Source organism: Ochrobactrum sp. XJ1, from assembly GCF_024701725.1.
GTDB lineage: Bacteria > Pseudomonadota > Alphaproteobacteria > Rhizobiales > Rhizobiaceae > Brucella > Brucella anthropi.
The window spans coordinates 93,765-114,655 of sequence record NZ_VDGD01000002.1; the positions used below are offsets into that span (position 1 = coordinate 93,765).

The following is a 20,891-nucleotide window of genomic DNA, read 5'->3' on the forward strand; positions in this document are numbered from 1 at the left end:
AGAGACAGTTTCGGGACAATTCTGGCAAACTGTACTGGTACAAGGGATAGTACAGATGATTTCGACGGGCCTTCTGCGCAGCCTCGAAGCTGTAGAAGCCGCTTACGCAAGCGGAGAAATCGAGCGTGGCGATGAAAACGCTACCGCCGACAGGACCCCGCTCGTTGAAAAGGTGATGGGCATTATTCGCGGACGCATTACGGCGATGAGCCTTGCGCCGGGTGCACGACTACCTTCCATCCGTCGCCTCGCCGAAGCGATGAATGTCTCGAAATCCACTGTCGTCGAAGCCTATGACAGGCTGGTGGCGGAAGGCATAATTCAGTCGCGCCGCGGTGCCGGTTTCTATGTTTCGGAGCGCGCTCGCCAGCCATTTTCGCTGGCCACCAACACACCGCACAAGGAACGCCAGATCGATCCTTTCTGGGTCATGCGACAGTCACTTGAGGCAGACGACACCGCACTTAAACCGGGGTGCGGATGGCTACCCGACACGTGGCTTCCACAGGAAGCGATCCGCCGGGCGATGCGCGCGGTTGCTCGCGACGAGGGAAGCAATATTGCCACCTATGGCGAACCGCTCGGTTTCCGCCCCCTGCGCCAGCACCTTGCTCACCGACTCGGTGAACAAGGCATCGACGTTTCGAGCGGAGAAATATTGTTGGCCGATTCCGGCACGCAAGCCATCGACCTGATCTGCCGTTATCTGTTGCAACCGGGCGATACGGTTCTGGTCGATGATCCCTGCTACTTCAACTTTCAGGCCGTGCTCCTGACGCACCGTGTAAAACTGATCGGTGTGCCCTATACCCATACCGGCCCGGACCTCGAAGCCTTTGCGAAAGCAGCCAGCGAACACGCGCCGAAACTCTATATATCCAATGCTGGGTTGCATAACCCGACCGGCGGTTCGATGACGCCAGCCACGGCCCACCGGCTGCTGAAGCTCGCCGAAGCGCATGGCGTCACGCTGGTCGAAGACAATATCTTCGGCGACTTCCACCCCTCGCCAACCCCGCTTCTTGCCGAACTGGACGGGTTCGACCGCGTCCTGCACGTTGGCAGCTTCTCCAAGACGCTGTCCGCCGCAGCCCGCGTCGGCTATATCGCCGGACGTCGCGACTGGATCGACGGGCTGACCGACCTGAAGCTCGCCACCAGCTTCGGGGGCAATGTGTTGTCGCAACAGATTGTGCATGCGCTTTTGACCGATGGTGCCTATCGCCGCCACGTGGACAGCCTCCGCGCCAAACTGGCCGATGCGATGACGCTCATCGCCAGCCGCCTGAAGGCAGAGGGCCTCACGCTGTGGACCGAGCCGCAAGGCGGCATGTTTCTATGGGCCGAATTGCCCGCTGGGCTGGACTCCGGCCAGATTGCGCGGCATGCTCTGGACAAAGGCGTCGTGCTTGCGCCCGGCAACGTCTTCAGTCCGTCACATACGGCCAGCCGTTTCCTGCGCTTCAACGTTGCGCAATCGCTGGAGCCATACGTTTTCGCTGTGCTGCGCGATGCGATGAGAGACGCGCGCACCAAAACCGACAGCTGAAAAACTCCCTCAACATTAGCACTCCCGTATCGAAAACAATTTCAAGCAAAAGAGACACAGTCATCCGGACGGCTGCGGTTATACTCCTGCGACATGTCTTTGGAGGAGACATCGCGCATTTCTTCGTCAGTTCGGTGTCGAAAGACATGCCGTCATGACGATCCAGCGCAGGGAGAACGGAGAGAGCAGGCTGGCGATATATTCGCGCCTGCTGGGAGGGAGTAGCATTGAATACGCACCAGTCCGGGGCGGATACGCTTTCGCGTCCCGAAGATGAAAAACTATCTGTCGCCGCCAATCTGGCATATGGCTTTCAGCATGTGCTGACCATGTATGGGGGCATCGTGGCAGTTCCGCTGATCATCGGTCAGGCGGCTGGTCTCAGCCCAACCGAAATCGGCCTCTTGATCACCGCATCGCTTTTTGCCGGTGGCGTTGCCACCGTCCTGCAAACCGTCGGCATACCTTTTTTCGGCTGCCAGCTGCCTCTGGTCCAGGGCGTCTCTTTTTCGGGCGTCGCCACCATGGTAGCCATCGTCACATCGAGCCAGACCGGTGAAGCCGGCTTGCAGGTCGTGCTGGGGGCCGTCATTGCGGCAGCCGTCATCGGCCTTATCATCACGCCAATATTCTCACGCATCACGCGTTTCTTTCCGCCGCTCGTCACCGGTATCGTCATCACCACCATCGGCCTGACGCTGATGCCTGTTGCGGCGCGCTGGGCAATGGGCGGAGACAGCAACAGCCCCGAATTCGGCAGCATGGCCAATATCGGGCTTGCAGGCCTCACACTGGTCATCGTGCTCATTCTCAGCAAGATGGGCAATGCCACGATTTCGCGACTTTCGATCCTGCTCGCGATGGTCATCGGAACCTTTATCGCCTGGGCGCTCGGCATGACCGATTTTTCGCGGGTGAGCGAAGGTTCAATGGTGGCGCTGCCGGAAATCTTCCACTTCGGCATGCCGGTATTCAGCCTCGCCGCAACGCTCTCTATGTTCATTGTGATCATGGTCACGCTCGTCGAGACTTCTGCCGATATTCTGGCGGTCGGTGAAATCCTCGGTACGAAAGTGGATTCGCGACGTCTCGCCAACGGCCTGCGCGCGGATATGCTTTCAAGCATCCTGTCGCCGGTTGTCGGTTCCTTTACGCAAAGCGCCTTCGCACAGAATGTCGGCCTTGTCGCTGTGACAGGCGTGAAGAGCCGTTATGTCGTGGCAACTGGCGGGCTGATCCTTATCACCCTCGGCCTCCTGCCGGTGATGGGTCGGGTGATCGCCTGCGTTCCTCCGGCAGTTCTGGGTGGAGCGGGTATCGTCCTGTTCGGCACGGTGGCTGCAAGCGGCATCCGCACACTCGCCAAAGTGGACTACGAGAACAATATCAATCTCATCATCGTGGCAACCTCGATCGGCTTCGGTATGATCCCGATCGCCGCACCCCAGTTCTATCATAACTTTCCAACCTGGTTCGAAACCATCTTCCACTCCGGCATCAGCTCGGCAGCGTTGATGGCCATTGCGCTCAACCTGATGTTCAATGAAATCAAATTGGGCAACAGCAACCAGATGTCAGTTTTCGCGGAAGGTACGGAACGCATCATCCGCCATCACAACATCTCGGAGCTGCATGACGGAGATTATTTCCTGAACGGCAAGCTCTACGATGCCAAAGGCAATGAAGTCAGGGTCGTCGCTGCTGCCGCCGCACACTGAGACGATTATCTCAGGACACGGATCATGGTTCGGTCCGTCAGATGAGGCAGGAGGCGCGCCATGTCGGCGCGCCTCAATGCTATGCAGCCTTCTGTGGGCGTATAGCCGGGTCGGGCAAGGTGAAAGAAGATTGCACTGCCGCATCCGCGACGGCGTGGCGCAATATTCCAGTCCATGACAATGCAGACATCATAAAGATCATCACGCCGCCACATATCCTCGTGGCTTGCCGCATAAGGCAGCCTTACCGGGCGGTTGTAATTGGCGTCAGACGATGCATCGCACCAGCCATCCAGACGGCGGATGCGCCCGAGCGGCAACCGCGATGACGGCAGCACACCCTTGTCGCCGCGGCGGTATCCATAGAGCAGCCGCATGGTCGCCAGAGGCGTTGCTCCGTCACCTTCGCGCTTGAAAGCGCTGATTCCCCCCTTGCCAAGAGCGCATTCCAGCACCAGATTGCCGGCAACAAGCAAACCGCGAGTCTTGTGGCCCGGTTTGGCCCGCACATCGATAATGCCAATTCCTCGGCTAATTTCGTATCTGGCCAAGCCCCCGCCTCCGTGTCATGCATGTTTCAAACCGTTGTGGGCGAGAGCAAAAATCTCTTTCGCGTTTCGCCGCTTCAACTTGTCTCCATTAAATGTCATAAAACACCAAGAGCCATTTAAATCAAAGAGTAACGAGGACAGGCATGACAGGCCGTACGATACTGATTGTGGACGATGACGAAGATCTCCGTTCTATCCTCGTCGAACAGCTGGAGCTGTGCGAAGAATTCCAGATTTTGCAGGAAGACAATGCCACCAAGGGCATCCAGACTGCACGAAACGGCATTGTAGACCTCCTGATCATGGATGTCGGGCTGCCGGATATGGATGGACGTGAAGCCGTAAAATTGCTGCGCAAGGGCGGTTTCAAGGCGCCGATCATCATGCTCACCGGCCACGATACGGAATCGGATACGATTCTCGGCCTCGAATCGGGCGCCAATGATTACGTCACCAAGCCGTTCAAATTCGCGGTGCTTCTGGCGCGCGTGCGCGCGCAGCTGCGTCAGCACGAGCAGAGCGAGGACGCGACCTTCATCGTCGGCCCTTATACGTTCAAGCCCGGCCAGAAACTCCTCATCGACGAGAAGGGCAGCAAGATTCGCCTCACCGAAAAGGAAGCGGCGATCATCAAGTATCTCTATCGCGCCGGCGACAAGGTTATCGGCCGCGATGTGCTTCTTGAAGAAGTATGGGGTTATAATTCGGGTGTGACCACGCATACGCTGGAAACCCACGTCTATCGTCTGCGCCAGAAAATCGAAAAAGATCCGTCCAATGCGGCGCTTCTGGTCACAGAAAGCGGGGGATACAAGCTTGTCCCATGATGGACAGCGCCCGATGCAGGTGTATTGACGACCCATGGCGCTTGATGACGATATTCGCATTCTCGGCACGGTAGGCCTGTTCGAGTCTTTTACGCCCGAACAGTTGCGGTTGCTTGCCTTCGGTGCGGAACGTCTCGTTCTCAGGGCCGGGCGTGAGCTTTTCCGTGAAGGGCAAAGTGCCGACTGCGCCTATATCGTCGTATCGGGCAATATCACCCTGTTTCATGAACAAGACGAAGGGCGGATTGCGATCCGCCCTGTCGGCCCTGGCGCCATGATTGGCGAGATGGCGTTGATCGCGCAGACCTCGCGTCTTACCGGTGCCGTCGCCGAAGCGGAAACCGAGGTTATCCGCATCAGCCGCGCAATCTTCCGCCGCATTCTGGAAGAATATCCCGAAGTGGCGGCGGCACTCCATGCGCATGTCAGTCGCAATCTGCTGGAACTGATCGGCGAAATCGAAAAAGTCGCACCGCGCCTGAATGGCGACTGACCCTTTTCAGAGTTCAATCACCCTTTCCATTCCGATGGCATTGAGAAAAGCCTGATCGTGGCTCACGATGATCAATGCTCCCTCATAGGCATTGAGAGCGGTTTCCAGTGCCTCGATGGAATCCAGGTCGAGATGATTGGTCGGTTCATCAAGGATCAAAAGTTCGGGAAGCTCTGTTCCACCCAGAACGCAGGCAAGTGCCGCCCGCAACAATTCGCCTCCACTGAGACTGCTGGCAAGCCGTGAAGCCCCCTCGCCGCGAAACGAAAAACGCGCCAGTGCTGCACGGGCATCATTGTCGTTCGACCCCGGATTGAGATGCCGATAATTTTCATAAAGGGTCTGGCGGCGATCCATCAGGCTCATCTGCTGGTCAAACATCACCATGCGCTCCGGGCGCATGACGGTTCCGGCCAAAGGTTGAAGCTCCCCCGTAATCAGCCGCAACAGGCTGGTCTTGCCAGCCCCGTTCGGCCCCGTGACAACCACCCGCTCGGCCCCCACGATCTTCAATGACAGGTCGCGGATCACCGGGTAGTCGGCTTGCGGCCCACCCGAGACATTTCGCATATCGAGCATGACGCGACCGGAAGGCGGAACCGCACCAGCCACATTGAAATGCATCGGCCTTACTCGCTCGACTTTTGCTTCCGCCTCCTGCAACTGCTCGTTGGCCCGGCTAGACTGGCGTTCCGCCAGTGCATCGCCCCGGCCTTTCGATTGCTGCGCACGGTCCTCCCGGGCATCGAGCAGCATTTTGCTCATCCCTGCATCGGCGCGTGATTTGCGACCGCGTGCATCGCTGCGCGCCTGTCTTTCGGCTGCAGCCTGTGCCTTGCGCTCCACCTGCTTGACTTCACGCCGTGCCGTTACGAGATCGCGCACCGCCGTCGCGCGCTCTTCGGTCTTTTTTGCGTGATAGAAGTCCCAGTTGCCGCCATAGAGCCGAAGCCCGTCCGGAGATAATTCTGCTATCGCATCCATGGACTGCAACAGTTCGCGGTCATGGCTGACTACCACGGCTGCGCCGCGCCAGGCGGTCAGCAAATCGACAACTGCCAAACGACCGGCACGATCAAGATTATTTGTCGGCTCGTCCAAGAGAATGAGATCAGGCTGGCGAAATATGAGGGCTGCAAGCGCCGCGCGCGTCTGCTGACCTCCACTCAAGGTCGACAGGAGTATCTCGGAAGCCATATCAGGCAATCCAAGCCGCTGCAGCGCGTCGGTAAAGCGCTGCGGCAGAAGCCAGTCGGCCTCACTAAGATCGCTGTCACTGGCCAAGCCCTGTTCGACACGGGCCAAAATGTCGAAGTCTGTGCGCGCATCGAAAAGATCAGCCAGCGTCTCGGAACCATCGCCGCCGACGTTCTGCCGCAAAACACCGATGGTCCCGTTCACCGTCACATTTCCGCTTGTCGGAAGCAGCGCGCCATTCATCACATGCAACAGCGTCGATTTACCCACACCATTGCGCCCGACCAGACCGATGCGGCCCTCGGCTATGCTGAAATTAATGGATTCGAAGAGAGTACGGCCATCAGCCGTAACGCAGGAAACATCCTGAAGTGTAAGAAGAGCAGACATCGCGAACCATGGAAACGTTGAAAACACTGGTCATTTGAAACAGTGCAATCCGATCCATCGTTCTTCTCTCCTCTTCTAAACCGGCTCTTATATAGGCCTTACGATCCGATCAATCCAGATCGAATGTCGCAATGACTGGCACATGGTCCGATGGGCGGTCCCAACCGCGCGCATCGCGAAGGATTTGCAGACCCTGCATATGCCCTTCAAGATCGGCAGAACCCCAGACGTGATCCAGCCTGCGGCCACGATCCGATTCGGCCCAATCCTTGGCGCGATAGCTCCACCAGGTGAAGATTTTCTGGTCCGCCGGAATAAGCTGTCGCATCAGGTCGCTCCAGCCACCCTTCACACGCAAATCTTCCAGCGTTTCGGTTTCTATCGGCGTATGGCTGACGATCTTGAGCAACTGCTTGTGCGACCAGACGTCGTTTTCGAGCGGAGCAATGTTGAGATCACCAACGAGAACGGAAGAATGTCCGTCTTTCCGGTCGGCGACGATAGCGCGCATTTCTTCCAGAAAAGCCAGCTTATGCGCGAATTTCGGATTGATTACCGGGTCCGGCTCATCACCGCCCGCAGGAACGTAAAAGTTATGAATACGGAGCTTCTTACCGCCCGCCTCGACGACAGCGCTCAAATGGCGGCAATCGCCCATGTCGCAGAAACCGATCTTTTCCACGCCCGTCAGAGGACGCCGCGATATCGTAGCAACGCCGTGGTAGCCCTTCTGACCGCTGATCGCGATGTGCTCATAGCCAAGAGCCCGGAACCCTTTCGACGGAAACAGATTATCGGGGCACTTCGTTTCCTGAAGGCACAGAACATCCGGCTGATAATCGCGCAGAAACTGTTCGACCAGCGGCATACGCAGACGAACGGAATTGATGTTCCAAGTAGCAACGGAAAAGGCCATGAAGATAGGACTCGCAGCAACGAAAAAGATGCTGCGAACCTAATCATTTATCCGGCAAATGCAAACGGCTTGCCTATCACAAACTGACGATTACTGACCTTTGCGCTTCATTGCGATGCGCTGATAGTCGATCTTGAACATATCGTCGGTGAAACGCACGCCGCTGCGCACGTTGAAGATCATGACAGTGGTATCAAGCTTCTGGGCATCGGTGATGGTCCACTGCTTCAGCTCGTAGGATTTAGGGTCGAACATCATGGTGATTTTCGAATCGCCAAAGATCGACTTGTCGCCCAGGACCAGCGTGGTCATGTCCGGCTCCTGCTTCACATTCTGAAGACGGCCACCACCCAGATCAATCCGATCTGCCAGCAGAAGCTTCAAGGGCGTCTTCGAAAGCGGATAGAGATCCCAGGTATCGAGCTTGCGATTATTGATGACAACCGATTCGCCATCCGAAATCACCCGGATTGGAGAATTATTGTAGTTGAAGCGAATCTTGCCCGGACGCTCGATATAGAAAGTGCCGCCCGTCTGTTCGCCCTTCGGGCCGAACTGTACGAACTCGCCGGTCATTGTACGTACCGATGAAAAATGATCGGCGATCTGCTGTGCCGCCGCACCGCCGCCTGCCCCCTGCGCCATCGCGGCGACGGGAGCGAGAACCAGCGACGTCATGCCAAGCCCAAGCGCTCCCATTCCCAGCACGGCGGCAAGGCGACCAGCTTTCGCGAAGGCGGAGAAACGGGAGAACATCATCGACAAACTTTCTCTTTTCATCATTCTGTTTAACTACACCGCCAGTTGGGCGCGAGTATGGCCATCAGAAATCATCGTCGCCAGTGGGAACCAAAATTTCACGCTTGCCCGCATGGTTGGCCGGACCGACAATGCCCTCCTCTTCCATGCGTTCGATGATTGAGGCAGCCCGATTATAACCAATACCGAGACGGCGCTGGATGTAGGAAGTCGAAGCCTTCTTGTCACGCAGCACCACGGCCACGGCCTGATCGTAAGGATCGTCGGAATCCTCCAGATTGCCGGTTCCAGCCGGACCGCTGCCACCTTCGTCGTCTTCGTCATCCTCGGTGATGGCATCGAGATATTCCGGCACGCCCTGAAGCTTCAGATGCTGCACGATGCGCTCCACCTCGTCGTCACCGACGAAAGGCCCGTGCACGCGCTGGATGCGGCCACCGCCAGCCATGAAGAGCATATCACCCTGACCGAGAAGCTGCTCGGCGCCCTGCTCGCCCAGAATGGTTCGGCTATCGATCTTCGACGTCACCTGGAATGAAATGCGGGTCGGGAAGTTGGCCTTGATCGTTCCGGTGATGACATCCACTGACGGGCGCTGGGTGGCCATGATGACATGAATACCCGCCGCACGCGCCATCTGCGCCAGACGCTGCACTGCACCTTCGATATCCTTGCCGGCAACCATCATCAGGTCGGCCATTTCGTCGATAATCACGACGATATATGGCATCGGCTCCAGATCGAGCTCCTCCGTCTCGTAAATCGCCTCGCCGGTATTGCGGTCAAAGCCGGTCTGGACCGTACGTGCAATCGGCTCACCCTTTTTCTGCGCAAGGCCGACGCGCTGATTAAAGCCGTCAATATTGCGCACGCCGACCTTCGACATCTTGCGATAACGGTCTTCCATTTCGCGCACGGTCCATTTGAGCGCGACCACGGCTTTCTTGGGATCGGTTACGACAGGCGTCAGCAGATGCGGAATGCCGTCATAGACCGAGAGTTCCAGCATCTTCGGATCGATCATGATCAGGCGGCATTCCTGCGGTGTCATGCGATAAAGCAAGGACAGGATCATGGTGTTGATCGCCACCGACTTACCCGAACCGGTCGTACCGGCGACGAGAACGTGCGGCATCTTCGCGATATCGGCGATCACCGGCTCGCCATTGATGGTCTTGCCGAGCGCAAGCGCGAGTTTCGCCTTCGACTGTTCGAAGTCGCGACTTGCCAGCATCTCGCGCAGATAAACCATCTCGCGCTTCGGGTTCGGCAGTTCGATGCCAATGGCGTTACGGCCGGGAATGACGGCCACGCGTGCTGCAATCGCGCTCATCGAGCGGGCGATATCGTCGGCAAGACCGATGACGCGCGAGGACTTGATTCCCGGTGCGGGCTCCAGTTCGTAAAGTGTCACCACCGGACCAGGCTTCACATTGATGATTTCACCACGCACGCCGAAATCTTCCAGCACACCTTCCAACAGACGGGCGTTCTGTTCCAGCGCATCCTTGGAAAGCGCGGGATCGCGCTGGACGAGCTTCGGTTCGGCAAGGAAATGCAGCGATGGCATTTCAAACACGCCGTTGTCCTTGAGGAAGGACGGCTGCGCCTCGCGCTGGGCGCGGGCACCGGGTTTCGGCGACGGAGCGGCCTGTTCCACGCGAGCCTTTCGGCTACGCGGCGGCGGCGCATCGTGCCATTCCTGACCGGCGAGCGGCGCATCATCATCCATATCGTCCATATCGAAAGGCGGTTCGTCATCGGCAGCCGCTGGCGCCCCGAATCCGGGTTCGCGGCGCGGCGCATTGCGTGTTTCGGCGTTGCGGCGCACAACGCGCATATCGTCGAAATCTTCCGCGCGCGGGCGACGACGGCCAAGCCCCGTCAGGCGCTTGAAGTTCGCGGTCGTGGTCAGTACCAGATGGGTGAGCGCGCCCATAAGCTGGAAACCACCACCGGCTGATGTTTCATCGTCCTCGTCATCTGCTGCGAAATCATCCTCCTCCGCGCCACGGCGGCCCGAGGGCTGTGCAGGATTGACGATCCCCACACCGCGCCCAATGATACCGCTGGCGAAAAGGCAGAGCCAGAAGGCCGGTACGGCGAGGATAAGCGCAATGCCTGAAGCGATCGCGCCTTGCGGGAAACTGCCAAGGAAAAGACCCGGGAACTTCAGGATCATGTCGCCGAAGACGCCACCGAGACCAATCGGCATCGGCCAGCTTTCCGGCACGGCGAAGCAGCTGGCGATGGCTGCAAACAGGAGTGCAGCGCCGAGCCACGCGAAACTGCGCTTGGCTACGCGGCCAATGCCGCCGCGTGTCATCATCAGCAGCGACCAGACGGCGAGCGGAAGCAGAGCGGGAACACTCGCCAGACCGAAAAACTGCATGGCAATATCGGAGAACACTGCGCCCGGATAACCCAGCGCATTCGTTACCGGATTGTCGGTCGCATGGCTGAAGCTCGGATCGGCAACATTCCATGTCGCCAATGCGCCGACCGCCATGCCGGTGAGCGCCAGAAGCCCCAATCCGAACAGGATATAGAACTGCCTGCGGAAGAGATTGGCCAGTTTCAGCCTGTCTTCCGTAATCCGCTCGTCACGCAGCGGGTATGAGGGCGAATATCCTTGCCGCATATAGCCTGTCCCGAACCGAAAATATTTGCTGGCCCCTGAGCGGAAATGCTCCGGGCACATTGAATCGGTCCGATCCTAGTCGCGAGATGGTTAATTCCTCATTAACCATGCATCAGGCCGCAGATAAATCCTGTCGACAAAATGAAAAAGGCGCAGTTTTCCGCGCCTTTTTCCTCTTGAGACAATCCCGCTCTATTGAACGGATTCGCCGTGCAAAGCGATGTCGAGGCCTTCGATCTCGGCCTGTTTGCTGGGGCGCAGACCCATGACAGCCTTGACCACGTAAAGAATGATCGCGGTGGCGATCGCCGTATAGACAATCGTGATGGCAGCACCGAAGAACTGCTTGCCGATGGTTGCACCTTCGCTGGCCGGGTTGATCGCCGCATCGGCGAAGAGACCGGTCAGCACCGCACCGACGAAGCCGCCGACACCATGGACGCCGAACGCATCGAGCGAATCGTCATAACCGAGAGCATGCTTGATCTTTACGGCCGCCACATAGCAGACCGCACCAGCCACGATGCCGATGATGAGCGCACCCATGGGGTTGACGAAACCGGCGGCAGGCGTAACGGCAACAAGGCCGGCAACGGCGCCTGAAATGATACCGAGCACGCTCGGCTTGCCTGCAATCGCCCATTCCACAAACATCCAGGCCAGAGCTGCACCAGCAGTCGCAACCTGCGTATTGAGCATGGCGACGCCAGCAAGTGCATTGGCACCGACAGCGGACCCGGCATTGAAGCCGAACCAGCCAACCCACAGAAGGGCAGCACCAATGACCGACAGCACGAGATTGTGCGGCGCCATATTGGTGTGGCCGTAACCATCGCGCTTGCCGATGATGAGAGCCGCAACCAGACCGGCCACACCGGCATTGATATGGACGACCGTGCCGCCAGCAAAATCAAGCACGCCATCCGACGCCATGAAGCCGCCGCCCCAGACCCAATGCGCGACCGGGATATAGACGATGAACAGCCAGAGGGTCAGGAAGACAAGCATGGAGGAAAACTTCATGCGTTCGGCAAACGAACCGGCGATAAGTGCGGGCGTGATCACCGCAAAAGTCATCTGGAAGGTGATGAACACATATTCGGGGATCGTTCCCGTCAGCGATTCCATCGTGACGCCGGAGAAAAAGGCCTTGGAAAGACCGCCAATATAAGAGTTGAGCGATCCACCATCGGTAAAGGCCAGCGAATAGCCTGCAACCATCCACAGAATGGACATGAGACAAGTAATGGCGAAGCTCTGCATCACCGTGGAGAGCACGTTCTTCTTGCGCACCATGCCGCCATAGAACAGAGCGAGACCCGGTATAGTCATCATCAACACAAGCGCGGTTGAAGTCAGCATCCACGCCGTATCGCCCGTATCGAGGGTTGGTGTCGGTGCGGCGTCCTGTGCCAATGCCGTCCCGGCCATGGCGACGAGCGCAGGCAGGGTAGCCAGAAGGGCCGTTTGCTTGTTTCTTCCTGTTATGAGCATCGAATTTCTCCGTCGAAGGGCGGCTTCAAACGCGGCTGCGCTGGAAAGACCGGTTCAAACAGAGAGAAACAAAAATCGTGCCAGTTGGCCCTGGCTGGCAAATTAACTGCAAATTTTCTGATATTCGGTGCGCCGGATGCGGAAATTCCGGGCCATGGAAGAGGTGGTGCCGCTACGATTTCGAATCGAATGACGCCGTAAGTGATTCATTCGATTCGGTTTTTGCACCACGAGCATTCTACTAATCAGCAGCGAAATGCCTTATTTTTAATCGACTGATTGATGTGCGATTAAAAAATAATCAATTCTTTTTGTCATGGACGCGGATCAACCCTTCCTGCGCGACCGATGCGATCAGCACGCCATCGCGTGTATAAAGCGCACCCCGGTTGAAACCGCGCGCGCCGGAGGCGCTGGGGGTGTCCTGCGTATAGAGCAACCAGTCATCCAGCCTGCATGGACGATGAAACCACATGGCATGATCGAGGCTTGCAACCTGCAGATCACGGTCGAAAATGGTGCGGCCATGCGGATGCAGGGACGTATCGAGCAGCGTCATATCGGAGAGATAGGCGAGAATGGCGGCCTGCAATGCCCGGTCATCCGGCACGATACCGCGCGCTCTGACCCAGACATGCTGGACAGGCTCAAGCTTCTCGCGCGAGAAATAATGGGTCAGCGAGACAGGCTTGATTTCGATAGGTCGCTCCCGCTCCCAGTATTTGCGCACATTGGGCGGCGCCATATGGAGATATTGCTCCTTGATGTCGCGATCGCCGACAAGCTGCTCAGGCATCGGTAGTCCTTCCGGCATGGGAAGCTGGTGATCGAGCCCACCCTCATCCACCTGAAACGAAGCCGAAAGGGAAAAAATGGCCTTGCCATGCTGCTTTGCCAGAACGCGCCGTGTGCTGAAGCTCGATCCGTCGCGGATGCGGTCCACCTCATAGACAATCGGGATCGCTGGATCGCCGGGCCGCACGAAATAGGCATGCAGGGAGTGGACATGTCGCTCGGGCTCAACCGTGCGCTGCGCTGCGATCAGCGCCTGCCCGATCACCTGCCCGCCGAAAACCCGCTGCCAGCCGACCTGTGGACTGTTGCCGCGGAACAGATCCACCTCAAGAGTTTCCAGATCGAGGATGGAAAGAAGCTCACGCATTGCGTCAGTTTGAGCCTCAGCGGACTTTTCTTGATCGGTCATGGACAGCCTGTCTCCTGCAACCATATATATGCTTTGGGTTCTTGTTTGAGCCGGAGCATTGGAACCTGTCAAGAACCGTGCGGGAGAAGCTGTATCGGCAGAGGCCCGGATACCTCGCTTCGGCAGTTCGCGTTCCGACATGCACCGCGGCAAAATATCGGGTTTCTTGGACAACGATATATGCCAAAACACCGCTAGAGCGGTTCCAGTCAAACCAGAATCGTGGAACCGCACTATCTCTTTGTTTCTAAGCATTTGCCTGGCGCAAAACCGCTTCGCACTTTTGCTGGAAATGCTATCGTGAGATAGATTCTCGAAAGGAAATGACTATGGCCGCCCGGAAGAAGCAGGAAGCAGCACGCAGTAACGATGTGGTGATTGCAGGCGGCGGCTATGTCGGGCTCGTCACGGCAGTTGCGATCAAATCGGCGGCACCGCATCTTTCTGTCACCGTGATCGACGGTGCACCGGCTGGTGCCTGGAAGAACGACCCGCGCGCTTCCTCGATTGCCGCGGCTGCATCACGTATGCTTGACCAGCTCGGCTGCTGGCAGGAAATCCTTCCCGAAGCCCAGCCCATCACGGAAATGGTCATCACCGATTCGCGCACTTCCGATCCGGTGCGCCCGGTTTTTCTCACTTTCGAAGGTGAAGTCGAACCCGGCGAACCTTTTGCCCATATGGTGGAAAACCGTGTCCTTAACACCGCCCTCCATAATAAGGCCGAAGCGCTCGGAATTGTCTTCCTTGAAGCCACCAGTGTTGAGAATTTCAACACTCTCCCTGAAGGAGTAACCGTCACCCTCTCCAATGGGGATACGCTTGAAACGCGCCTGCTGATCGCCGCAGATGGTGCGCGCTCCCGCCTGCGTGATCTTGCTGGCATCAAGACCGTCAACTGGGATTACGGCCAGTCCGGCATCGTGTGCAATGTCGCCCATGAACTGCCGCATGGCGGCCGGGCTGATGAGCATTTTCTTCCAGCCGGTCCATTTGCGATCCTTCCGTTGAAGGGTAATCGCAGCTCACTGGTCTGGACCGAGCGCACATCGGATGCCGAACGCCTCATTCGCGAAGACGACTTCGTATTCGAGGCTGAACTGGAACAGCGCTTCGGGCATCGTCTCGGCGTCCTGCATGTCGAAGGCCCGCGCCGCGCCTTCCCGCTCGGCCTGACGCTGGCACGTGAATTCGTGAAGCCACGTTTGGTGCTGGTGGGCGATGCGGCGCACCGTATCCATCCCATTGCCGGTCAGGGCCTCAATCTTGGCTTCCGGGATGCCGCCGCAATTGCCGAAGTCGTGGTCGAAACGGATCGCCTCGGCCTCGACATCGGTTCATTTGCCGCTCTGGAGCGTTATCAGTCCTGGCGTCGCTTCGATACCGTGCAGATGGGTGTGACGACGGACATCCTGACCAAGCTTTTCTCCAACGACAACCCGGCCATCCGCTCTATCCGCGATATTGGTCTGGGGCTCGTAGACCGGGTACCGGCGTTGAAATCCTTCTTCATCAAGCAGGCCGCCGGTCTTTCAGGCGATACGCCGCGCTTGCTGAAGGGACAGGCTATCTGAATTCTCGCCAAGTTCTGGTTGATTGCTGGAAGCCGTGGTCAAGCGCCCTATATCGGTAGCGGAAATCCCAACCGAGAGGAGAGCTTCCCATGGACAGAAAAGCAACCGCCGTCTGGCAAGGCACGCTGAAGGAAGGCAAAGGCACCCTCAACACGCAAAGCGGTGCACTGAAAGACCTGCCTTACGATTTCAAAGCTCGTTTTCAGGACGAAAGCGGTCGCTCCGGCACCAATCCGGAAGAACTTCTGGGTGCTGCTCACGCAGGCTGCTTTGCCATGCAGCTTTCCGCACTCCTGACGGAACACGGAACACCACCGGAAAAGCTGGAAGCAACTGCGGCAGTCACTGTCGGCCCCGCAGCTGGCGGTGGCTTTGAGATCAGCCGCAGCGCGCTCACGCTCAATGCCTCTATTCCCGGCATTTCGGTCGAGGATTTCGAAGCGCTCGCCAACAAGGCCAAGCAGTCCTGCCCTCTCTCGAAAGCACTGGGCGCCATTGAAGTTACGCTGGACGCAAAGCTGGTCTGAAAAATTCCAAGACGCGGAAATGATGAGCGGGCGCAAGCCCGCTTTTCTATTCGGGCAGGTGGCAAACAGCCTCGATATTATGCCCATCCGGGTCCGTCACGAAAGCAGCGTAGTAATCAGGATGGTAATCGGCACGCAAGCCGGGTTTGCCGTTGTCGGCCCCCCCGGCAGCAATTGCCGCTTCATAAAAGCGGTCAACCTCGGAGCGGGTTCCAGCCGAAAAAGCCACATGAAGCACGCCATCGAGCTTCGCGCCCTTCTGCTTGCCGATCCAGAATTCCGGCTTGCCATTGCGGCCATACCCTACCCAGTCGCCGAACTCCATGGCGCGGCTTATGCCAAGGGGGGCGAGTGCCGCATCATAGAATGCTCGCGACTTGGACATGCTGGAAATGTTGAAACCAATATGATCGAGCATGATTGCCCTGTCTCCGATGGATCTATTCTCCAATGAGATATCGGCGCAGCTACAAAGATCAAGCCTTCTGCGATGGCAACCAGAGCTCTGATCAAGAAAAAGGGGAAGGTTTGCACCTTCCCCCTTCTCAAATTCCAGATCAGTCACGCTACTAGACGCGGCGTTCGACCATCATCTTCTTGATATCGGCACAAGAGACGTGGAGGCCACAGGCCGACAGGGACTGCGGATAAAAGCGATTGCCGCGATTACACGCGGCGCTCGACCATCATCTTCTTGATTTCGGCAATCGCCTTGGCAGGGTTCAAGCCCTTCGGGCAGGTCTGCGCACAATTCATGATCGTGTGGCAGCGATAGAGCCGGAACGGGTCTTCGAGATTGTCGAGGCGTTCGCCCTTGGCTTCGTCGCGGCTATCGATCAGCCAGCGATAAGCTTGCAGCAGCACGGCAGGACCGAGATATCGGTCGCCGTTCCACCAGTAGCTCGGGCACGAGGTCGAGCAGCAGGCGCACAGAATGCACTCGTAGAGACCGTCGAGCTTCTGACGGTCCTCATGGCTCTGCAGCCATTCCTTCTGCGGCTCCGGCGAAACCGTCTTGAGCCATGGCTCGATGGAACGATGCTGGGCGTAGAAATTGGTGAGGTCCGGCACAAGATCCTTCACCACCGGCATATGCGGCAGCGGGTAAACCTTGATGGCACCCTTGATGTCGTCCATGCCCTTGGTGCAGGCAAGCGTGTTTGCGCCGTCGATATTCATGGCGCAGGAACCGCAAATGCCTTCACGGCACGAACGGCGCAGCGTCAGGGTCGGGTCGATCTTGTTCTTGATATAGAGCAGACCGTCCAGAACCATCGGACCGCAATCGTCGCGATCGACATAATAGGTGTCGATGCTCGGATTGGCGTCGTCGTCCGGCGACCAGCGATAGATACGGAATTCGGTAACCCGCTTCGCACCGTCGGGGCGCGGCCAGGTCTTGCCCTCTTGCGGGCGCGAATTCTTGGGAAGTGCGAGTTCAACCATTGCTCTTTCCCTTGATTAGTAAACGCGCTTCTTCGGCGCAATCTTGGCGAGGCTGATGCCGCCTTCCTCTTCCGTCGTCAACGGATCGAGGTGGACAGGACGGTAGTCAAGCTTGACCTTGCCATCCGGCGACAGCCAGGACAGGGTGTGCTTGCGCCACACGGCATCGTTGCGATCCGGGAAATCCTCATGCGCATGGGCACCGCGGCTTTCCTGGCGCGCTTCGGCGGAAACAACCGTCGTCAGCGCATTCGCCATCAGGTTTTCCAGCTCAAGCGTTTCGACGAGATCGGAGTTCCAGATCATCGAACGGTCGGTAACCTTGATGTCCGGCAGTTCATGCCAGAGCTTTTCCATGCGCTCGACGCCTTGCTTGAGCGATTCCGACGTACGGAATACGGCGGCATCTTCCTGCATGGTACGCTGCATCTTCTCGCGCAGTTCTGCGGTCGGCTGGGAGCCGTTGGCAAAACGCAGACGATCGAAGCGCTCCATGATCTTGTCGCAGGCGGTAACGTCGAGGTCCGGAATCTTCGACTTGCGATCGATGACCTGCCCGGCGCGGATTGCAGCCGCACGGCCAAACACGACCAGATCGATCAGCGAGTTGGAGCCGAGACGGTTTGCGCCGTGCACCGAAGCGCAGCCCGCTTCGCCGACAGCCATCAGGCCCGGCTGTACGCGGTCTGGATCAGCCTCGGTCGGGTTCAACACTTCGCCCCAGTAATTGGTCGGAATGCCACCCATATTGTAGTGAACCGTCGGGAGAACCGGGATCGGTTCCTTGGTCACATCGACGCCTGCGAAAATCTTGGCCGATTCCGAAATACCCGGCAGGCGTTCATGCAGAACAGCCGGATCGAGATGGTCAAGATGCAGGAAGATGTGATCCTTGGCCTTGCCGACGCCACGGCCAGCACGGATTTCCATGGTCATGCAGCGCGAGACAACATCACGCGAGGCAAGATCCTTGGCCGATGGCGCATAACGCTCCATGAAGCGCTCGCCTTCGGAATTGACCAGATAACCGCCTTCACCGCGCGCGCCTTCAGTAATCAGGCAGCCAGCGCCATAGATGCCAGTTGGATGGAACTGTACGAATTCCATGTCCTGCAGTGGCAGGCCGGCACGTGCAACCATGCCGCCACCATCGCCGGTGCAGGTATGAGCAGAGGTTGCCGAGAAATAGGCACGGCCATAACCGCCCGTCGCCAGAACCACCATCTTGGCCGAGAAGCGATGGATCGTGCCGTCATCAAGGTTCCACGCCACGACGCCGGTGCAGACACCGTCGGTCATGATGAGATCGAGCGCGAAATATTCGATGAAGAACTGCGCGTTGTTCTTGAGCGACTGGCCGTAGAGCGTATGCAGGATCGCGTGGCCGGTACGGTCGGCAGCAGCACAGGTGCGCTGGACCGGAGGGCCGTCGCCGAAATTCTGCATGTGACCGCCGAACGGGCGCTGATAGATCTTGCCTTCTTCCGTACGCGAGAAAGGCACACCGTAGTGTTCCAGTTCGTAGACGGCGGCAGGCGCTTCACGCGCCAGATATTCCATCGCATCGGTGTCGCCGAGCCAGTCCGATCCCTTGACGGTATCGTACATGTGCCACTGCCAGCTGTCCGGGCCCATATTCTTGAGCGAAGCGGCGATGCCACCCTGCGCTGCGACCGTATGCGAACGGGTCGGGAAAACCTTGGTGATGCAAGCCGTCTTCAGGCCTTGCTCGGCCATGCCGAGCGTTGCGCGTAAGCCCGCGCCGCCAGCTCCGACCACCACCACGTCGAACTTGTGATCGACATAGGTATATTTGCTTGCCACGGCAGCATCGGCCGCGTTGTTTACTGCACTAGCCATCGGGCTATCAACCTCCGAAGCTCAGCTTGAGAATCGCAAAAATGCAGGCAAAGCCGACCACCGCTGTAAAGAAGGTGTTCAACATCACCAGCACGACCTTCATGCCTTCGCCATGCACATAATCTTCGATAATGACCTGCATACCCAGGCGCATGTGATAAACGCCAGTCAGAACGAACAGCGCCATCACGATTGCCGTGAAGGGATGCGACAGGGCAGCCCGGACTTCCGCATAGCTTGCGCCATTGAGCGAAATGACCAGACCGATGAAAAACATGACCAGCGGCACAAGAGCGGCGGCGCTCAAGCGCTGATACCAGAAATGACCGGTGCCTTCCTTGGCTGATCCCAGACCCCGAACCTTGCCGAGCGGGGTGCGCATATCATTGTTCATACCGTTCATGAAACCAGCTCTCCCTAGCGCACCGAATAGGCAACGACCCAGACGAGGATCGTGGCGATGACGGAGAAAACGACGGTCGCCCAGGCGATCTTCGAAGCTGTGTGCTTTTCAAGACCAGCGCCCGTATCCCAGATCAGGTGACGAACGCCACCGGCCAGATGGTGCAGAAGCGCCCAGGTATAGCCGAACAGGATCAGGCGACCGATCCAGGACGAGAACAATGCGTTGACGAAATTGAAGCACTCTTCGCTGACCGCAGCCGAAATCAGCCAGGCTGCCAGCAACAGGGTGCCGAAGTAAAGTGCGCCGCCCGTGATGCGATGGACGATGGACATCGTCATCGTAATGACCGGCTTGTAGATGGACAGGTGCGGCGACAAAGGACGCTGGCGCGTTACAGTCGGTTGTGTCATGGCTCTGTAGGCTTCCCTGACGTTTCTCTCCGGCCACACCCCGCTGACGAAGATCAGCGAAGCAGCCAGGTTGCGGGTTCTCCCGAACCCCAGTTCGACGTCGTCCAAAGCACAGGGAACCGGACTTTACGATCCCGCGCCGGTACGACCCAATAAAATATGGCTGGACCGTGGCGTACGGCCCTATGTGGCGCTTTCTACTGCGCTTTTACCATCACGTCAAAGAAGCTTTTTCACGAAAAGACTAACAATTGGTCGCACCTGGGCGACACATTCGCGTGATTGCGGCATTCAAACGATTGAAGACCGCAATCGGCAAAAACATGTGTAATTTCATCAACTTTTGGGAAATCGATCAACTGCCGAATCGAATCACATAGCTCGACCAGTCCGCAGCCGTAGCAATCTGTTCATAGAGCTTGCGCCCGTCTTCCGGCACGCGCGGCGCATTAAGCACCAGCTTGGACCAGCTGCGCTCTTCCGCCTTGTCGGCAAGCACGTCGATCAGCGCCTTGGCTATGCCCTTTCCGCGATGATCGTGATGCACATAAATATGGTCCACCTGCCCTGCACGCAGACCCGTCACGGGTTCGGGCAAATCGTAGAAGATCACGAAGCCGACCAGATTTCCGTCGACCCTGGCCCCCAGAGTTTCAGCGGCGCGATCCTGAAGCAGGTGTTCGGCATAAAAATCATCGGGGCGGCGTGGCGCGCCGCGCTTCAGCGCCTGCGCATAGCTTGCCAGCAGCGGCGCGAATTCATGGGCATCACGCAGATGGAGGAGCGCAATATCGACGGCATGATCTTTGGTCATTGGACGTTCCTTGGCGTTTCCAGCTCTTCCGCCTGCGACCTGCGAAGCAGTAGCGCACGAGAAGACCGGTTCGATTTTAGCCAGCACGGATGACAAAGGTAAAGAAAGAGTTAAG

19 protein-coding genes are annotated in these 20,891 nt (G+C 57.9%); 6 read left to right on the top strand and 13 right to left on the bottom strand.

Annotated features, from left to right (window positions below):
- Positions 1–55: 55 nt before the first annotated feature.
- Complete coding sequence (locus FG152_RS03275) at positions 56–1,549, top strand: aminotransferase-like domain-containing protein (protein ID WP_498985266.1); 1,494 nt, start codon at positions 56–58, stop codon at positions 1,547–1,549.
- Between the two features lie 227 nt (positions 1,550–1,776).
- The gene (locus FG152_RS03280; protein ID WP_010657560.1) at positions 1,777–3,267 is read left to right on the top strand and encodes a nucleobase:cation symporter-2 family protein; all 1,491 of its coding nucleotides are present in this window, start codon (positions 1,777–1,779) and stop codon (positions 3,265–3,267) included.
- A 5-nt stretch (positions 3,268–3,272) separates the two neighbouring features.
- Here FG152_RS03280 and FG152_RS03285 read toward each other — a convergent pair whose 3' ends face one another.
- Positions 3,273–3,818: a L,D-transpeptidase family protein gene (locus FG152_RS03285; protein WP_029375808.1), complete on the bottom strand. Its 546-nt coding sequence runs from the start codon at positions 3,816–3,818 to the stop codon at positions 3,273–3,275.
- Positions 3,819–3,961: 143 nt separating this feature from the next.
- Here FG152_RS03285 and optR point away from each other — a divergent pair, with 143 nt between their 5' ends.
- Together optR and FG152_RS03295 are read left to right on the top strand one after the other, a co-directional pair.
- The gene (optR, locus tag FG152_RS03290) at positions 3,962–4,645 is read left to right on the top strand and encodes a response regulator OptR (RefSeq protein WP_006467959.1); all 684 of its coding nucleotides are present in this window, start codon (positions 3,962–3,964) and stop codon (positions 4,643–4,645) included.
- A 34-nt stretch (positions 4,646–4,679) separates the two neighbouring features.
- On the top strand, positions 4,680–5,138 hold the full coding sequence (locus tag FG152_RS03295; protein WP_010657562.1) for a cyclic nucleotide-binding domain-containing protein: 459 nt from the start codon (positions 4,680–4,682) through the stop codon (positions 5,136–5,138).
- A 6-nt stretch (positions 5,139–5,144) separates the two neighbouring features.
- On the opposite strand, the gene FG152_RS03300 is transcribed toward FG152_RS03295, so the two are convergent.
- The 6 genes from FG152_RS03300 to tesB form a co-directional block, all read right to left on the bottom strand.
- Complete coding sequence (locus FG152_RS03300) at positions 5,145–6,725, bottom strand: ABC-F family ATP-binding cassette domain-containing protein (RefSeq protein ID WP_498985270.1); 1,581 nt, start codon at positions 6,723–6,725, stop codon at positions 5,145–5,147.
- Positions 6,726–6,834: 109 nt separating this feature from the next.
- Entirely contained in the window at positions 6,835–7,641 is an 807-nt protein-coding gene (locus FG152_RS03305) for an exodeoxyribonuclease III (protein WP_010657564.1), read from the bottom strand.
- Positions 7,642–7,731: 90 nt separating this feature from the next.
- A complete protein-coding gene (locus FG152_RS03310) occupies positions 7,732–8,400 on the bottom strand; it encodes an outer membrane lipoprotein carrier protein LolA (RefSeq protein ID WP_029375810.1) in 669 nt (222 codons plus the stop codon).
- A gap of 64 nt (positions 8,401–8,464) precedes the next feature.
- Positions 8,465–11,041: a DNA translocase FtsK gene (locus tag FG152_RS03315; RefSeq protein WP_010657566.1), complete on the bottom strand. Its 2,577-nt coding sequence runs from the start codon at positions 11,039–11,041 to the stop codon at positions 8,465–8,467.
- Positions 11,042–11,233: 192 nt separating this feature from the next.
- Positions 11,234–12,535 carry an ammonium transporter gene (locus FG152_RS03320; RefSeq protein ID WP_010657567.1) on the bottom strand — a complete coding sequence of 434 codons (1,302 nt, stop codon included), beginning with the start codon at positions 12,533–12,535 and terminating at the stop codon, positions 11,234–11,236.
- A gap of 301 nt (positions 12,536–12,836) precedes the next feature.
- On the bottom strand, positions 12,837–13,739 hold the full coding sequence (tesB, locus tag FG152_RS03325; RefSeq protein ID WP_010657568.1) for an acyl-CoA thioesterase II: 903 nt from the start codon (positions 13,737–13,739) through the stop codon (positions 12,837–12,839).
- 329 nt (positions 13,740–14,068) lie between these two features.
- Between tesB and FG152_RS03330 the strand changes: the two genes are divergently transcribed.
- Together FG152_RS03330 and FG152_RS03335 are read left to right on the top strand one after the other, a co-directional pair.
- Positions 14,069–15,313: a ubiquinone biosynthesis hydroxylase gene (locus FG152_RS03330; RefSeq protein ID WP_010657569.1), complete on the top strand. Its 1,245-nt coding sequence runs from the start codon at positions 14,069–14,071 to the stop codon at positions 15,311–15,313.
- A gap of 89 nt (positions 15,314–15,402) precedes the next feature.
- A complete protein-coding gene (locus FG152_RS03335) occupies positions 15,403–15,840 on the top strand; it encodes an OsmC family protein (RefSeq protein ID WP_010657570.1) in 438 nt (145 codons plus the stop codon).
- A gap of 46 nt (positions 15,841–15,886) precedes the next feature.
- Here FG152_RS03335 and FG152_RS03340 read toward each other — a convergent pair whose 3' ends face one another.
- The 6 genes from FG152_RS03340 to FG152_RS03365 all read right to left on the bottom strand — a co-directional run bounded on the left by FG152_RS03340 (position 15,887) and on the right by FG152_RS03365 (position 20,776).
- On the bottom strand, positions 15,887–16,258 hold the full coding sequence (locus FG152_RS03340; protein WP_010657571.1) for a VOC family protein: 372 nt from the start codon (positions 16,256–16,258) through the stop codon (positions 15,887–15,889).
- A 248-nt stretch (positions 16,259–16,506) separates the two neighbouring features.
- Positions 16,507–17,286 (bottom strand): succinate dehydrogenase iron-sulfur subunit, encoded by a 780-nt coding sequence (locus FG152_RS03345; RefSeq protein ID WP_010657572.1) that lies wholly within the window; start codon positions 17,284–17,286, stop codon positions 16,507–16,509.
- A gap of 15 nt (positions 17,287–17,301) precedes the next feature.
- Complete coding sequence (gene sdhA, locus FG152_RS03350; RefSeq protein WP_012091143.1) at positions 17,302–19,146, bottom strand: succinate dehydrogenase flavoprotein subunit; 1,845 nt, start codon at positions 19,144–19,146, stop codon at positions 17,302–17,304.
- 7 nt (positions 19,147–19,153) lie between these two features.
- The gene (gene sdhD, locus FG152_RS03355) at positions 19,154–19,549 is read right to left on the bottom strand and encodes a succinate dehydrogenase, hydrophobic membrane anchor protein (RefSeq protein WP_010657574.1); all 396 of its coding nucleotides are present in this window, start codon (positions 19,547–19,549) and stop codon (positions 19,154–19,156) included.
- A gap of 14 nt (positions 19,550–19,563) precedes the next feature.
- Entirely contained in the window at positions 19,564–19,962 is a 399-nt protein-coding gene (sdhC, locus tag FG152_RS03360; protein ID WP_010657575.1) for a succinate dehydrogenase, cytochrome b556 subunit, read from the bottom strand.
- 355 nt (positions 19,963–20,317) lie between these two features.
- Positions 20,318–20,776: a GNAT family N-acetyltransferase gene (locus FG152_RS03365; protein ID WP_010657576.1), complete on the bottom strand. Its 459-nt coding sequence runs from the start codon at positions 20,774–20,776 to the stop codon at positions 20,318–20,320.
- Positions 20,777–20,891: the final 115 nt, after the last annotated feature.